13 protein-coding genes are annotated in these 15,134 nt (G+C 69.3%); 10 read left to right on the top strand and 3 right to left on the bottom strand.

Translation table 11 applies throughout. The features are described from left to right. Positions 1-269: 269 nt before the first annotated feature. The 5 genes from ACW4TU_RS14650 (at position 270) to ACW4TU_RS14670 (ending at position 5,913) form a co-directional block, all read left to right on the top strand. On the top strand, positions 270-1,298 hold the full coding sequence (locus ACW4TU_RS14650; RefSeq protein ID WP_457428254.1) for an ABC transporter permease: 1,029 nt from the start codon (positions 270-272) through the stop codon (positions 1,296-1,298). 66 nt (positions 1,299-1,364) lie between these two features. After that, positions 1,365-3,140 (top strand): ABC transporter substrate-binding protein, encoded by a 1,776-nt coding sequence (locus ACW4TU_RS14655; RefSeq protein ID WP_457428255.1) that lies wholly within the window; start codon positions 1,365-1,367, stop codon positions 3,138-3,140. A gap of 119 nt (positions 3,141-3,259) precedes the next feature. After that, positions 3,260-4,243, top strand: coding sequence for an ABC transporter permease (locus tag ACW4TU_RS14660; protein WP_457428256.1), 984 nt, complete (start codon positions 3,260-3,262; stop codon positions 4,241-4,243). A gap of 8 nt (positions 4,244-4,251) precedes the next feature. Beyond that, positions 4,252-5,298, top strand: coding sequence for an ABC transporter ATP-binding protein (locus tag ACW4TU_RS14665; RefSeq protein ID WP_457428257.1), 1,047 nt, complete (start codon positions 4,252-4,254; stop codon positions 5,296-5,298). 30 nt (positions 5,299-5,328) lie between these two features. Further along, positions 5,329-5,913, top strand: a complete 585-nt coding sequence (locus ACW4TU_RS14670) for a Uma2 family endonuclease (RefSeq protein ID WP_457428258.1) — start codon at positions 5,329-5,331, stop codon at positions 5,911-5,913. 13 nt (positions 5,914-5,926) lie between these two features. On the opposite strand, the gene ACW4TU_RS14675 is transcribed toward ACW4TU_RS14670, so the two are convergent. The 3 genes from ACW4TU_RS14675 to ACW4TU_RS14685 form a co-directional block, all read right to left on the bottom strand. Then, a complete protein-coding gene (locus ACW4TU_RS14675) occupies positions 5,927-6,304 on the bottom strand; it encodes a VOC family protein (protein WP_457428259.1) in 378 nt (125 codons plus the stop codon). Positions 6,305-6,446: 142 nt separating this feature from the next. Beyond that, positions 6,447-7,565, bottom strand: coding sequence for an ABC transporter ATP-binding protein (locus ACW4TU_RS14680; protein WP_457428260.1), 1,119 nt, complete (start codon positions 7,563-7,565; stop codon positions 6,447-6,449). Positions 7,566-7,578: 13 nt separating this feature from the next. Then, complete coding sequence (locus ACW4TU_RS14685; RefSeq protein ID WP_457428261.1) at positions 7,579-8,640, bottom strand: ABC transporter ATP-binding protein; 1,062 nt, start codon at positions 8,638-8,640, stop codon at positions 7,579-7,581. 331 nt (positions 8,641-8,971) lie between these two features. Between ACW4TU_RS14685 and ACW4TU_RS14690 the strand changes: the two genes are divergently transcribed. Genes ACW4TU_RS14690 through ACW4TU_RS14710 form a run of 5 tightly spaced genes read left to right on the top strand, consistent with a single transcriptional unit; the run spans position 8,972 to position 14,886 of the window. Continuing rightward, positions 8,972-10,825 (top strand): ABC transporter substrate-binding protein, encoded by a 1,854-nt coding sequence (locus ACW4TU_RS14690; protein WP_457428262.1) that lies wholly within the window; start codon positions 8,972-8,974, stop codon positions 10,823-10,825. Between the two features lie 32 nt (positions 10,826-10,857). Continuing rightward, positions 10,858-11,922 carry an ABC transporter permease gene (locus tag ACW4TU_RS14695; RefSeq protein WP_457428263.1) on the top strand — a complete coding sequence of 355 codons (1,065 nt, stop codon included), beginning with the start codon at positions 10,858-10,860 and terminating at the stop codon, positions 11,920-11,922. Beyond that, positions 11,919-12,848 carry an ABC transporter permease gene (locus tag ACW4TU_RS14700; protein ID WP_457428264.1) on the top strand — a complete coding sequence of 310 codons (930 nt, stop codon included), beginning with the start codon at positions 11,919-11,921 and terminating at the stop codon, positions 12,846-12,848. Before ACW4TU_RS14695 ends, ACW4TU_RS14700 begins: the two co-directional genes overlap by 4 nt. Then, positions 12,845-13,843, top strand: coding sequence for an ABC transporter ATP-binding protein (locus tag ACW4TU_RS14705; RefSeq protein ID WP_457428265.1), 999 nt, complete (start codon positions 12,845-12,847; stop codon positions 13,841-13,843). Before ACW4TU_RS14700 ends, ACW4TU_RS14705 begins: the two co-directional genes overlap by 4 nt. A gap of 17 nt (positions 13,844-13,860) precedes the next feature. Continuing rightward, positions 13,861-14,886, top strand: coding sequence for an ABC transporter ATP-binding protein (locus tag ACW4TU_RS14710; protein WP_457430100.1), 1,026 nt, complete (start codon positions 13,861-13,863; stop codon positions 14,884-14,886). The last annotated feature ends 248 nt before the right edge of the window (positions 14,887-15,134 follow it).

Raw genomic sequence — 15,134 nt, forward strand, 5'->3', positions numbered from 1 at the left:
AGTTCAGTGCGCCGTACCGTTACCGGCAAATATCGGTGCACAACACCCATACCGCACGTCTACTCGGCCCGTCCGGGTTTGCCTCCCGCTTTGGTCATGGCCGTCCAAAGCCGGCCCAAGTGACGGACCACCCCTGGGTCAAAGGGCAAAAGTCCAGATCAAAGGCGTCAACGAAGCATTGACGCCGACTGAACCGGCGCTGAAAAGTCACGTTCAGCCCGCTGTTCCGCCGTACGCGGGACCCCTCACCACTCCGGGCCTGGAGCACCATGACCTCGCCTACGCCTTCCGTCACCGCACCCCAGGTGGCGGCCGATTCCGGTGTCGCAGGGCCGGGGCCATCCGCGCCGGCCCGCGGCGGCGCCGGCCGCTCGCCGGGGCGGATCGCCTGGCTGCGCTTCCGGCGCGACCGCACCGGGGTCGTCTCGGCCGTCGTGGTCGCGCTGTTCTTCCTGGCGGGTATCGGCGCCCCGCTGATCGCCGAGGTCTACGGCAAGGACCCGTACACGACGTACGGCCAGAACGGCGCCGGTCTGCTCAACGAGTTCGGGTTCCCGATCCGGCCCAACGGCGGTATCAGCGGCGGCTTCTGGTTCGGGGTCGAGCCGCAGCTCGGCCGGGACGTCTTCACCCTGCTGCTCTACGGCATCCGCAACTCGCTGCTCATCGCCACGGTGACGACCGCGCTGGTCACCCTGTTCGGTATCGCCGTCGGTCTCACGGCCGGCTATCTGGGCGGGCGGATCGACGGCTTCGTCGGCCGGGTCATCGACATCCTGCTGGCGTTCCCCTCCACCCTGTTCTTCATCGCCTTCTGGCCGGTGATGATCTCGATCTTCGTGTCGCCGGAGGAGAACACCCCGACCTGGCTGACCGTCGTCAGCCTCATCTCCGTGATGACCGCGTTCGGCTGGGCACCCCTCGCCCGGCTGCTGCGCGGTGAGGTACTCGCCCTGCGCGAACGGGAGTTCGTCGAGTCCGCCAAGGTCACCGGCGCCTCCCCGGCCCGGATCGTCTTCCGGGAACTGCTGCCCAACCTGTGGACCCCGATCCTCATCCAGGCCACCCTCGCGCTGCCCATGTACGTCACCACCGAGGCGGCGCTCGCCTTCCTCGGGGTCGGGCTCAGCGACCCCACGCCCGACTGGGGCGTGATGATCCAGCGCGGGGCGCAGGTCTACCAGAACGACATCACCTACATGCTCTTCCCCGGCCTGTCGATGGTGATCTTCGTGATCGCCTTCAACCTCCTCGGCGACTCCGTGCGCGACGCACTGGACCCGAAAACCAGGCGCTGAACAGCAGCGCCGGCTCCTCCCCCGCACGGGAAACACCCCATCTCCCTGATTCAGGCAGGAAAGCCCATGTCTCTCTCCCGCAGAAACTTCGTCATCGCCACCTCGGTAGCCGCCGGCGGCTCCATGGTCCTGTCCGCGTGCAGCAGCGGAGGCGGCGGCGGTACGTCCGGGGGCGGCGCGGCCGGGACGAGCAGGTTCGCGACGGTCAGCATCGGCACCAAGGCGGACTCCACGGGGCCCGCGCCGGAGATCCCGGGGGCGAAGAAGGGCGGCACGATCCGGCCGATCAGCCCGCAGGACTTCTCGCACCTCGACCCGCAGCGCATCTACTACTCGTGGAACTCCGAGGTCGGCAACCTCTACATCCGCTGTCTGACCGGCTACCGCATCGACGGCGGGGCGATGAAGCTCGTCGGCGACCTCGCCACCGACACCGGCACCATGGCGGACGGCGGCAAGACCTGGACCTTCACCCTGAAGGACGGGCTGAAGTGGGAGGACGGCAGCGAGCTGACCGTCGAGGACGTACGGCACGGTATCGAGCGCGGCTTCGCCACCTTCACCACCGAGGGCGCCACCTACCTCCAGGCCGCGCTGACCGGCACCAACGACTTCCGCTCGGTCTACAAGGGCCCGTACAGCGGCAAGCACCTCGACTCGGTCGTCACGGACACCGCGAAGAAGACGATCACCTTCCACCTCAGGACGGCCCGCCCGGACCTCAACTGGACGCTGGCCATGCAGTCGTACGGAGCGGTGTCCGCCAAGCACGACACCAAGGAGAAGTACGACAAGGACCCGTTCTCCTGCGGGCCCTACCGGCTCTCCCAGCACTCCGTCGACAAGTCGCTGACGATGGTCCGCAACACCCACTGGGACCCGGCGACCGACCCGATCCGCAACGCCTACCCGGACTCCTTCACCTTCGAGTTCGGCCCCGAGGCCCTCCAGAGCACCGACCGGCTGATCGCGGACTCCGGGACCGACCAGTACGCGGTGATGGCGTACAGCGGGGTGCCGGCCGAGCGCATCCAGAAGGTGCTGACGACGCCCGCGCTGAAGAGCCGTACCGTCGACGGACTGCTGACGGGCCTGTACTACTACGCCATCAACTGCAAGCGGATCACCGATCTGAAGGTCCGTCAGGCGCTCAACTACGCCTGGCCGTTGCAGCAGATCCGGACCATCTACGGCGGCCCGTCCGCCGGCGACTACGCGACCACGATCCTCGGCCCGGACATGGCGGGCCGGGTGAAGTTCGACGCCTACGGCAAGCTGACGAAGCCGCAGGGCGACACCGCGAAGGCCAAGGCGCTGCTGAAGGAGGCCGGCAAGCTCGGCCAGAAGATCGTCTACACCTACCCGCAGGGCTCCAACGACGCCTTCGAGAAGACGAAGGTCGTCATCGCCAACGCCCTGAAGGAGGCGGGCTTCGACCCGGTCGTCAAGCCGGTGGAGGGGACCAGCTACTACGACCAGATCCAGCAGATCGACAACTCCTTCGACGTGATGTGGTTCGGCTGGTCCCCCGACTGGCCCACCGGCTACACGATGCTCCAGCCGCTCTTCGACGGCCGGGTCATCGCCAACGGCGGCAACAACGTCTCCCAGCTGAAGGTGAACTGGGTCGACGCGGCGATCGACAAGGCCGCCGCGATCACCGACCCGACGAAGGCCGACGCCGCCTGGGCCGCGCTGGACAAGGAGCTCATGGAGAAGGAGGCGCCGATCATCCCCGAGACGTACCAGCGCCGCTTCTACCTGTACGGCAGCAAGGTGGGGGGCACCGAGTACGACCCCCTGAACTCGTCGTTCGTCCTTTACAAGCTGTACGCGAAGTAGGGGCGCGGCACCGCGCCGGACTTCACCGTCGCCCCCTCCCCCGCACACCCGACCACTCCGGCACCGGTCCCGCCCACCAGGGACCGGTGCCGGGGGTTCCGCCAGGGAATCCGATCGCCATGTTCCGCTTCATCCTCCGCCGGACGCTCAGCGCGCTGATGATCCTCCTCGTCATCAGCGCGATCACCTTCGTCCTCTTCTACGTCGCCCCGCGCGACCCGGCCCGCAGCGCCTGCGGCAAGCTCTGCACCCCGGAGACGCTCGCGCTCGTCCGGCGCAACCTGGGCATCGACGACCCGCTGCCGGTGCAGTACTGGCACTGGCTGGCGGGCGTGTTCGTGGGCCGCGACTACACCGGCCTCGGGCACTGCGCGGCGCCCTGCCTCGGCTACTCCTTCACCAACCACGAGCCGGTCCTCGGTCTGATCACCAACCGCTTCCCCACCACGCTCTCCCTCACGCTGGGCAGCGCGGTGGTCTTCGTGGTCCTCGGTGTCGGTACGGGCATGCTCGCGGCGGTGAAGCAGGGCCGGGCCCTGGACAAGATCGCGTCGTCCCTCTCGCTGATCGGCTCGTCCCTGCAGATCTACATCGTCGGCGTGGTGGCCATGTACTACCTCTCCGACCAGTGGGGCATCCTCCCCCGGCCCCAGGACAGCGTCGGCTTCACCCAGGACCCGGTGGCCTGGTTCAAGGGCCTGCTGCTGCCCTGGTTCGTGCTCGCGATCATCTTCACCGCCAACTACACCCGGATGACCCGCTCCCAGCTCGTGGAGACCCTCGCCGAGGACTACGTCCGTACGGCCCGCGCCAAGGGCCTGTCCCGCCGCACGGTGTTCTTCCGGTTCGCCTGGCGGGGCGCGATGGGCCCGATCGTCACGATCCTGGGCCTCGACATCGGCTATCTGCTCGGCGGCGCGATCATCACCGAGGAGACCTTCGGCCTGCACGGCATCGGCGCCCTGTCGATCAAGGCGGTACGGGACAACGACCTGCCGCTGCTGCTGGGGGTGGTCCTGGTGGCCGCGGCGGCGATCGTCGTGGCGAACATCGTGGTGGACGCGGTGTACGCGCTGATCGACCCGCGGATCAGGCTGGCGTAGGGGACCTGATGACCTCACCGCCCGATCCGCCGAGAGACGCCTTCCTCTCCGTACGGGACCTGAAGGTGCACTTCGCCACCGACGACGGTGTGGTGCGGGCGGTGGACGGGCTGTCCTTCGATGTCGAGCGCGGCCGGACCCTGGGCATCGTCGGCGAGTCCGGCTCGGGCAAGTCGGTGACGAATCTGGCGATCCTGGGCCTGCACGACCGTACGCGCACGACGCTGACCGGGAAGATCGTGCTGGACGGCACGGAGTTGCTGACCGCGCGGGAGCGGGAGCTGGAGAAGCTCCGCGGCAGCCGGATGGCGATGATCTTCCAGGACGCGCTGGCGTCCCTGTCGCCGTTCCACACGGTGGGCCGGCAGATCGCGGAGACGTACGCCAAGCACACGGGTGCGTCCCGGAGGGAGTCCAGGGCCCGTGCGGTGGAGATGCTGAGGCGCGTGGGCATCCCGCAGCCGGCGCTCCGTGCCGACGACTACCCCCACCAGTTCTCCGGCGGCATGCGCCAACGGGCGATGATCGCCATGGCGTTGGTGTGCGACCCCGAACTCCTGATCGCCGACGAGCCGACGACCTCCCTGGACGTCACGGTCCAGGCCCAGATCATGGACCTGCTGGGGGACCTCCAGCAGGAGTTCGGCACCTCGATCGTCTTCATCACGCACGACCTCGGCGTCATCTCCCGTATGGCGGACGACATCCTGGTGATGTACGCGGGCCGGGCGGTGGAGCGGGGCACCCGGGCCGAGGTCCTGAGGACGCCTGAACACCCGTACACCTGGGGCCTGTTGGGCGCGATGCCGTCGCTGCGCGCCCCGGTGGACGTGCCGCTGTCCCCGATCCCGGGCACGCCCCCGTCGCTCCTCGGCCCCCTCCCGGGCTGCCGCTTCGCACCACGCTGCGCGTTCACGGAACAGGTCCCGGAGGACCGCTGCGCGAGCCGGCGCCCGCTCCTCCCCCGTGCACCCGCCCACGGCGCGGCCTGCCATCTGACGCCGGTGCAGCGCGGGGAGTACTACCTGGACTACGTGGGTGCGGACACGAGATGACACGAAGGACCTGATCGCTACTCTTTGGGTATGGACTACGCGAAGATGCGCGCGATCGCCGAGGAGCTCACGGTCTACGCCGAAGAGCTCGAAGGCACCTGGAACGTCGAGATCGGCCCTTCGGGCCCCTTCCTGGCCATGATGAGCCCGTCGAAGCGACACGAGGGCACGATCCGCCGTATCTGCAAGCAGCTGGACGAGCAGCTCCTCACCACGCACCCCGGTTACATCTGCGCGACCGGCCCCGAGATCGAGCACCCGGCCATAAGCCGCATGCGTCGCCCGGATGCCGTCGTCATCCCCGAGGACGTCCTCGACGAGGAGGGACTCGCCGTCGACGCGACCCAGGTGCTGGCGGTCATCGAAATCGTCTCGCCGTCCAACCCGAACAACGACTACGGCGAGAAGCTGACCGAGTACCCCGCGATGGGCATCGCCCACTACATGATCGTCGATCCCCGCACGGGCACCATCGAGGTGCACTCCGACCCGTGCAAGGGCCGCTACCAGCAGAAAGACCCCTACATCTTCGGCGACTCGGTGCCGGTCGGCCCCTGGACCGTGCAGACCCACGCGTTCCGCCGCTATGGGAAGGCCGGGAACGACCCGAGCTGAACGCCACCGACGGTCAGCCCAGTTCCCCGCGCTCCACGCAGAACTCGTTGCCCTCGGGGTCGGCCATGAGCACCCACCCGCCGCCGTCGGGCCTGCGGTGGTCCGCGACGACCCGGGCCCCGAGGGAGACCACCCGCTCGACCTCCTCGTCCCGGGTGCGGCCGTGCGGTCGCAGGTCGAGATGCAGGCGGTTCTTCACCGACTTGCCCTCCGGCACCTGGATGAACAGCAGCGTGGGCCCGCCGTCCGGGTCCTGGAGCACCGCCTCCGGGTCGCCGGGCTTGTCGTCGTCGGCCAGCGGGCGGCCGAACACCGCGCTCCAGAACAGGCCGAGATCGTAGGGGTCACCGGTGGTGTCGAAGGTGATGTTGTGGATCGTGGGGAAGGACAACGAGGCCTCCAGGCCATGTGAGGGATACCGCGTGTGAGCGTCCCCGACCCGGCGCTCGCATGTCGACCGAATAAAACCGAATAACAGCCGGGGGCGAGGAGCTGCTGCTCCTCACCCCCGGCCGACCTCGGGTGCCGGAACCTCAGTCCTGGGTGGCGTCCGCCTCCAGCGCCTTCAGCGCCGGGTCCAGGACGACGTCCTCGTCGCGAGCCTCCGTCGTCGGGTCCTCCGGGAAGTGGCAGGCCGTCAGGTGGCGCTCACGGTTGCCGGAGATCTGGACCAGCGGGGGCTCCTCGCTCGCGCACCTGTCCTGGGCCTTCCAGCAGCGCGTACGGAAACAGCAGCCGGACGGCGGGTGGATCGGCGAGGGGACGTCACCGGCGAGGCGGATGCGCTCGCGGGCCTCCGTCTCGTCGTCCATCGCCACCTCGGGGACGGCGGACAGGAGAGCGTGCGTGTACGGGTGCCGCGGGCGGTTGTAGATCGAGTCCCGGTCGCCCACCTCGACGATCTTGCCGAGGTACATCACCGCGACCCGCTGCGAGAAGTGCCGCACGATGGCCAGGTCGTGGGCGATGAACAGGAACGCGATGCCCATCTCCTCCTGGACCTTCTTGAGGAGGTTCACCACCTGGGCCTGGATGGAGACGTCCAGCGCGGAGACCGGCTCGTCCGCCACGATCAGCTTCGGCTTCAGGGCGAGCGCGCGGGCCACCCCGATGCGCTGACGCTGACCGCCGGAGAACTCGTGCGGGAAGCGGTTGTAGTGCTCGGGGTTGAGCCCGACCAGCTCCAGCAGCTCCCGGACCCGCTTCTCCCGGCCGCCCGCCGGCTCGATCCCGTTGACCTCCATCGGCGACTTGATGATCGTTCCGACGGTCTGCCGCGGGTTCAGCGAGCTGTACGGGTCCTGGAAGATCATCTGGATCTCGGAACGGACCGGCGCCAGCTGCCTGCGCGAGGCGTGCGTGATGTCCTGGCCGGAGTACGTGATCCTGCCGCCGGTCGGCTCCAGCAGCCGGGTGAGGAGCCGGCCCGCGGTCGACTTGCCACAGCCGGACTCGCCCACCATGCCGACGCTCTCGGCGACACCGATGGTCAGATCGATGCCGTCGACCGCCTGTACGGCGCCGACCTTCCGTTTGACCGGGAAGCCGCCGTAGATCGGGAAGTGCTTCGTGAGGCCCTCGACCCTGAGCAGTTCCTCGGTCGACGTACCGGTGGAACCCTGCTGTGTGGGGAGGGTGAGGTTGTCACTCATGTCTCGGTGCTCCCTAGCGCAGCCGGGGCTGGATCTTGTCGATGAAGATGGTCTGCTTCTGCTCCGCCGACAGATGGCACGCGGAGGCGCGCCCGTCCGCCAGCGACGGCCGTACGTCGGTGCAGCGGCTGCCCGACACCTCGCCGGTGAAGGCGCAGCGCGGGTGGAAGGGGCAGCCCGAGGGCGGGTTGAGCAGCGAGGGCGGCGAGCCGGGGATCGGCGTCAGCGCCTCGTTGATGTCTCCGTCCAGGCGCGGCATGGAGGTGAGCAGGCCCCAGGTGTACGGGTGCTTCGGTGTGCGGAGGACCTCCTTGACGCTGCCGCGCTCCACGGCCCGGCCCGCGTACATCACCAGCAGGTCGTCGGCCATGTTCGAGATGACGCCGAGGTCGTGCGTGATGAAGATGATCGCGGAGCCGAACTCCTGCTGGAGGTCCGCCAGCAGGTCCAGGATCTGGGCCTGCACCGTCACATCCAGCGCGGTGGTGGGCTCGTCGGCGATCAGCAGGTCGGGGTCGCACATCAGCGCCATGGCGATCATCGCGCGCTGGCGCATACCGCCGGAGAACTGGTGCGGATAGTCGTCGAAGCGTGTCTTGGGCTGCGGGATGCCGACCTTCTCCAGCATCTGGACCGCACGGTCCTTGGCCTCCTTCCTGGAGGCCCCGCGGTGCTTCATGTACGGCTCGGACAGCTGGCGGCCCACCGTGTAGTACGGGGAGAGCGCGGTCAGCGGGTCCTGGAAGATCATCGCCATCTTGTTGCCGCGGAGCTGCTCCAGCTCCTTCTCCGTGGCGGTGACGAGCTCCTTGCCGTCGAGGACGATCTCACCGTCGACGGTCGTGCTCATCGGGTTGTGCAGACCGAGGATCGTCAGGTTCGTGACGGACTTGCCCGATCCGGACTCGCCCACGATGCCAAGGGTCTTGCCGCGCTCGACGTCGAAGGAGAGCCCGTCGACCGCCTTGACGATGCCGTCCTCCGTGGAGAACCGCACCTTGAGATCGCGGACCGAGAGGAAGCTGTCCGGACCGGTCGGGGCCGGTGCGCCCTCGGGCTTGGTCAGTGTGGTCACGGTGGTTCGTTCTTCCTGGGAGAGCCGGACCTACGGGTCGATGTAGGGATACACGATGTGGGTAAGAACGTTCCGGGCCTGACCGTGAAGTCAGTAGGGCGAGGCCACCGGGCTCCCACCAGGGAGGCGTCACCGGTGTGAACCAATAGCGGTCCCACTGCCAGGTCAACTTGGCATTTCCGCAGGCCAGACACGGTGGAGGCACCGTTGACGGCACAGAGCACCACTGATAGACACCTGATCAACCCCACTTGGCCCCAATCGGTCGAGCCGGGCCCGGCACCCCCCACTCAGCCGTCCCTGTGCGAGCGATGACACGAGGCCAGGTTCTATGAATGCTCACGTCCGGCGTAGCAGAGGGAACAGAAGCCCGAGGAGCGGTCGGCTCCGGCTCCTCGCCACCACCCTGGCGCTCTCGGCCGCCGTCTCCGCTCCGCTCGGCCTCGCTCCCCAGCACGCGTCGGCGGCGGAGGGCGACAAGGTCCTCACCGTCGCCGTCGCCCAGAGCGTCGACTCCCTGAGCCCGTTCCTGGCGTCCAGGCTGGTCAGCACCAGCATCCACCGGCTGATGTACGAGTTCCTGACCAACTACGACCCCAAGGACGCCCACCCGATTCCGGGGCTCGCCACCAAGTGGACATCGTCCGCCGACAAACTCACCTGGACGTACACGATCCGCTCCGACTCCAAGTGGTCGGACGGACAGCGGACCACCGCCGAGGACGCGGCGTGGACGTTCAACAAGATGATGACCGACGAGGGGGCCGCCACCTCGAACGGCAGCTATGTCGGCAACTTCGAGAAGGTGACGGCTCCGAGCCCGACCCAGCTCGTCATCCGGCTGAAGAAGCCGCAGGCCACGATGGCCGCCCTCGACGTGCCGATCGTGCCCAAGCACGTCTGGGAGAAGGTCGGTGACTTCTCCAAGTTCAACAACGACAAGAGCTTCCCCGTCGTCGGCAACGGGCCGTTCGTCCTCACCGACTACAAGGCCGACAGCTACGTCCGCCTCAAGGCCAACAAGAGCTTCTGGCGCGGAGCCCCGAAATTCGACGAGCTGGTCTTCCGGTACTACAAGGACCAGGACGCCGCCGTCGCCGCCCTGCGCAAGGGCGAGGTCTCCTTCGTCGCCGGGGCCCCCGCCCTGACGCCCGCTCAGGCCAGGTCCCTCAAGGGCGTGAAGAACATCCACGTCAACGAAGCACCCGGCCGCCGCTTCTACGCCCTGGCTGTCAACCCGGGCGCGAAGGCCGCGAACGGCCAGAAGTTCGGTGACGGAGACCCCTCGCTGCTCGACGAGCGGGTACGGCACGCGCTGTTCACGGCCGTGGACCGTACGACCCTCATCGACAGGGTCTTCCAGGGCCACGCGGTCGAGGGCGAGGGCTACATCCCGCCGCGCTTCTCGACGTATTTCTGGAAACCGTCGGCAAGCCAGAAACTCGTCTACGACCCCGCGAAGGCGGGCCGACTCCTCGACGAGGCCGGCTACCGGAAGAACGGCGACGGCAAACGGGTCGGCAAGGACGGCAAGCCGATCACCTATCGCATCCTGTGTCACGCCACCGACCCCAACGACAAGGCCGTCGGCCAGTACCTCCAGGAGTGGTGGGGCGACCTCGGCATCGGGGTGACGCTCGACTGCCTGGACAACGTGAGCGATCCCTGGCTCGCGGGCACCTACGACCTCGCCTTCGACGGCTGGTCCGTCAACCCCGACCCGGACTTCGTCCTGTCGATCCACACCTGCGGGGCCCTGCCCGCCACGCCCAAGGACGTGGGCGCGACCGACAACTTCATCTGCGACAAGAAGTACGACGGCCTCTACGCACGGCAGCTCGCCGAGTACGACCCGGCCGAACGGGCGAACATCGTCAAGCAGATGGAGTCACGGCTGTACGACCTCGGGTACATGAACGTCATGGCGTACCCGAACGCGGTCGAGGCCTACCGCACGGACCAGATCAAGTCGATCACCACCATGCCGGAGAAGGCGGGCAACATCTACGGCCAGGACGGCTACTGGAGCTGGTGGTCGGCGGTTCCCGCCTCCGGCGACAGCTCGTCCGGCGGCTCCAGCTCGACGGGCGTGATCGCGGGCACCGTCGGCGCCCTCGTGGTCGTCCTCGGCGCCGTGGTGTTCTTCGTGGTGCGCCGCCGGGCCGGTGCAGAGGATCGCGAGTAGCCGATGAACGACCTCGCGCCGAAAGGCTGTTGATGACCGCTGACGGAGTATCGGCGCCGGTCGCGAAGTCCGACGGGGCGGCCTCCGCCGCCCCGTCGGACCGCGGTCCCCGCCGCGACCGGGCCGCCTATCTGCGGTACGGGGCGGGCAAGCTGGGCGGCGCCGTCGTCTCCCTGCTCGCCGTCCTCGTCACCAGTTTCTTCCTCTTCCGGCTGATCCCCGGCGACCCGGTCAAGACCATGACGGGCGGCCGTCAGGTGTCGGCCGCTCAACTGGCCTCCTACCGGAGGGAGTTCGGCCTCGATCTGCCGCTGTGGCAGCAGTTCACGGACTACTGCGGCAAGGCCCTCACCGGCGACCTCGGCACGTCGTACCAGTTCCGGGCACCGGTCATCGACAAGATCACCGAGGCGCTTCCGAACACACTGCTCCTCACCGTCACCGCGTTCGTCCTGTACACGGCGCTCGGCGTCCTGCTGGGCACCCGCGCGGCGTGGCGGAGCGGCGGACCGGGCGACCGGTTCAACACCGGTCTGGCGCTCGCCCTCTACTCGATTCCGTCGTTCTGGCTCGGGCTGCTGCTCATCATCGTCTTCTCGGTGGGCATCGGCCCGATCCCCGGACTCTTCCCGACCGGCGGCATGGAGTCGGGTGGTGAGACCGGCTTCGCGTACGTCCTCGATGTCGCCCACCATCTCGCCCTGCCGGTGGTGACGCTGGTCGCGGTCGAGTACGGGCAGACCCTGCTCGTCACGCGCTCGGCGCTGCTCGACGAGATGGGCGGCGACTATCTGACGACCGCCCGTGCCAAGGGCCTCAGGGACGACCTGGTCCGGCGCCGGCATGCCGTGCCGAACGCCATGCTGCCGACCATGACGCTGATCTTCGTCAACCTCGGCCGGACCGTCGCGGGAGTGATCCTCGTCGAGACCGTCTTCTCCTGGCCGGGGCTCGGCGGCCTCTTCTACCAGGCGCTGAGCGTGCCCGACCTCCCGTTGGTACAGGGGTTGTTCTTCGTCTTCGCCGCTGCGGTGATCGTGATGAACACGCTGGCCGACCTGCTCTATCCGCTCCTCGATCCCAGGGTGGGCCGATGACCGCCGAAACGACTCCCCCGGCGGCGCGGGCTCCGGCCGGTCCGCGGCAGCTCGCCCGGCAGCGGCGCCGCGCCTCCGTCGTCCGGTTCTGGCAGCGGTACCGCGATCACCGCGCCGGCCTCCTGGGCCTCGCCCTGCTCGCTCTCTTCGCGCTGGCCGCGCTGACCGCGCCGCTGACGGTCGGCTCGGACGTCGCGAGCGTGACTCAGGCGCCGGGACAGCCGATGGAGAGTCCGAGCGGTGCATTCCCGCTGGGCACCGACCGGTTCGGACGCGATCTGCTGGGTCTGCTGGTCTGGGGCACGCGGGTCTCGCTGCTCATCGGGCTGCTCGCGGCTCTGCTCTCGGTGGTGATCGGCACTCTGGTCGGGATCACCGCCGGGCACTTCCGTGGGTGGTACGCCACCGTGCTGATGCGGGTCACGGACTGGTTCCTGGTGATGCCGACGCTGGTGCTCGCCATCGCGCTGGCCACCGTCATGTCCCGCTCGCTGGGCACGATCGTGCTGGCGATCGGCGTGACGTCCTGGCCGACCACGGCCCGGCTGGTGCGGGCGCAGACGCTGGCGGTGGAGTCACGGCCGTACATCGAACGCGCCAAGGCTCTCGGCGGCGGACACCGGCACGTCATGTCCCGGCATGTGCTGCCCAACGTGATGCCCTTGGTGCTGGCACAGGCCACCCTGATCATCTCCTCCTCCATCCTCGCCGAGGCGACCCTTGCCTTCCTCGGGCTCGGCGATCCGACGGTCGTGTCCTGGGGCGGCCTGCTCCAGGAGGCACGCGAGGCGGGCGCGGTCAGCTCCGGCGACTGGTGGTACCTGGTGCCGCCGGGCATCGCGATCGCCGTGGTCGCGCTGGCGTTCACGCTGTGCGGGCGCGCGGTGGAGTCCGTACTCAACCCCAGGCTGGGGGTGGCCCGTTGACGCTCCTGGAGGTGCGGGACCTCAGTGTGACCTACACGGGCGGGGCGGCCGCCGTACGCGGGGTGGACCTGTCGCTGGCGGCCGGCCAGAAGCTCGGCATCGCGGGCGAGTCGGGCTGCGGCAAGACGACGCTGGCGCTCGCGCTGCTCAGGCTGCTGCCGGCCGGGACCCGGATCGGCGGGGAGATCCTGCTGGACGGCGAGGACATCCTGACGATGCGGTGGGGGCGGGTGAGGGCGGTCCGCTGGGCAGGCGCCTCCATCGTCTTCCAGGGGGCGATGCACTCGCTCAACGCCGTGCACCGCGTGGGCGACCAGATCGCGGAGCCGATCCTGCTGCACCGCGGGGCGACCACGGCCGCGGCCCGGAGGAGGGCGGGTGAACTGCTGGAGCACGTGGGTCTGCCGGCGGCGCGGGCCTCGGCGTATCCGCACGAACTCTCCGGCGGCCAGCGCCAGCGCGTCATGATCGCCATGGCGCTGGCCTGCGACCCTCAGTTGATCATCGCCGACGAGCCCACGACGGCCCTGGACGTGATGATCCAGGCGCAGATCCTGCGGTTGATCGAACAGCTCGTCACCGAGCAGGACCTGGGCCTGATCATGATCAGTCATGACCTGGCGGTCCTCGCCGACACCTGCGACCGCCTTGCCGTGATGTACGCGGGCCGGGTGGTCGAGGAGGGCCCGGCCCGGGAGGTGCCCACGGGCGCCCGGCACCCGTACGCGGCGGCCCTGTCGGCGGCGTTCCCCCGCATCGGCGACCCTGCGTCGCGGTTCGCGCCGCGCGGCCTGCCGGGCGATCCGCCGGATCCGGCCGCGCTGCCTTCCGGCTGCGCCTTCCACCCGCGCTGCCCGGTGGCGCTGGAGTCCTGCGCCGTACAGGACCAGGAGTTGCGGGAGGCGAGCCCGGGCAGACGGGCCGCGTGCGTGCATGTGGCGGGTGCCCGCGGAGAGACACCCCAGGGGGAAGACATGAGGAGCGACGCGCCGTGACCGAGGACCAGCGGCCCCTGACCGCGGACCGGCACGCGCCGGCCTCCGCCGCCCCGGACGCCACCCCGCCGCTGCTGGCGGCCGAGGGCCTCCACGTCGCCTTCCCCGGCCGGCACGGCGCTCCGACCGCCCGTGCCGTCGACGGTGTCGACCTCGACATCCGGCCGGGCGAGATCATCGCGCTGGTCGGTGAGTCCGGCTGCGGCAAGACGACGCTGGCCCGCTCGCTCCTCGGCCTGGTACGGCCGACCGCGGGACGCGTCAGCTTCGGCGGGAAGCCGCTCGACTACTCCTCGCGGGCCCTGAAGGCGTACCGCGGACGCGTCCAGCTGGTGCTGCAGGACCCGACCGGATCACTGAACCCGCGGCACACGGTGTACGACGCCGTGGCCGAGGGGCTGCGCATCCACGGATACGCCGGAGACGAGCGGGCGGCGGTCGCGGGCGCCCTGTCCCGGGCGGGACTGCGACCACCCGAGCGCTTCTTCCTCAGTTACCCGCACGAGTTGTCCGGAGGCCAGCGCCAGCGTGTGGTCATCGCCGGTGCCCTGGTCCTGGAGCCCGAACTCATCGTCGCCGACGAGCCGGTGGCCTCGCTGGACGCCTCCGTGCGCGGCGAGATCCTGGCCCTGCTGCTGCGCCTGCGGGCCGAACTGGGCCTGTCCGCCCTGGTGGTGACCCACGATCTGGGACTGGCGTGGAACATCGCCGACCGGGTCGCGGTGATGTACCTGGGCCGGATCGTGGAGACGGGGGACGTGGAACAGGTCCTCTCGGCGCCTCAGCACCCGTACACCCAGGCTCTGTTGTCGGTCCTCCCGGAGGCGCCGGGCGACCCGGTGGTACTCACCGGCGAACCCCCCGACCCCTCCCGTGTCCCCACCGGCTGCCGCTTCCATGTCCGCTGTCAGATCCTGGCGAACGGGGAGGCGGAACGCGCGGGCGTCGCGGACGACTGCCGGAACCGGGATCCGGGGGTGCTGGGCGGTGGCAGCGGGGAACGGGTGGCGTGCCACTGGGCACGAGCGGGAGCCGCCCGCTGACGTCGTGAACGACGGCACGATGGACTCCCGCCTGATGGTGCGGCCGATCAGGGCGCCGGAGTCCGCGGGCCGGTGACCGGTGGCTCCGCCGGACCGGGGGTTCGACTCGCCTCAGCCGGGCGCCTCGCGGATCGCGGTCTCTCCGGAGATCGTCGCGAGCCAGGTCGCGGATGGCGGATGGCGGAGTCCGCCGCACGTGATCGCCTGCCCCTCCGGCGTGACACGACCGACGGGCCCGTCACGGCCGC

It is taken from the genome of Streptomyces kryoterrae (assembly GCF_054072135.1).

What these genes read in the sequence shown, in the direction of transcription:
- ACW4TU_RS14650 (WP_457428254.1), top strand. Translation starts at nt 270, where the DNA reads ATGACCTCGCCTACGCCTTCCGTCACCGCACCCCAGGTGGCGGCCGAT.
- ACW4TU_RS14655 (WP_457428255.1), top strand. Translation starts at nt 1,365, where the DNA reads ATGTCTCTCTCCCGCAGAAACTTCGTCATCGCCACCTCGGTAGCCGCC.
- ACW4TU_RS14660 (WP_457428256.1), top strand. Translation starts at nt 3,260, where the DNA reads ATGTTCCGCTTCATCCTCCGCCGGACGCTCAGCGCGCTGATGATCCTC.
- ACW4TU_RS14665 (WP_457428257.1), top strand. Translation starts at nt 4,252, where the DNA reads ATGACCTCACCGCCCGATCCGCCGAGAGACGCCTTCCTCTCCGTACGG.
- ACW4TU_RS14670 (WP_457428258.1), top strand. Translation starts at nt 5,329, where the DNA reads ATGGACTACGCGAAGATGCGCGCGATCGCCGAGGAGCTCACGGTCTAC.
- ACW4TU_RS14680 (WP_457428260.1), bottom strand. Translation starts at nt 7,565, where the DNA reads ATGAGTGACAACCTCACCCTCCCCACACAGCAGGGTTCCACCGGTACG.
- ACW4TU_RS14690 (WP_457428262.1), top strand. Translation starts at nt 8,972, where the DNA reads ATGAATGCTCACGTCCGGCGTAGCAGAGGGAACAGAAGCCCGAGGAGC.
- ACW4TU_RS14695 (WP_457428263.1), top strand. Translation starts at nt 10,858, where the DNA reads ATGACCGCTGACGGAGTATCGGCGCCGGTCGCGAAGTCCGACGGGGCG.
- ACW4TU_RS14700 (WP_457428264.1), top strand. Translation starts at nt 11,919, where the DNA reads ATGACCGCCGAAACGACTCCCCCGGCGGCGCGGGCTCCGGCCGGTCCG.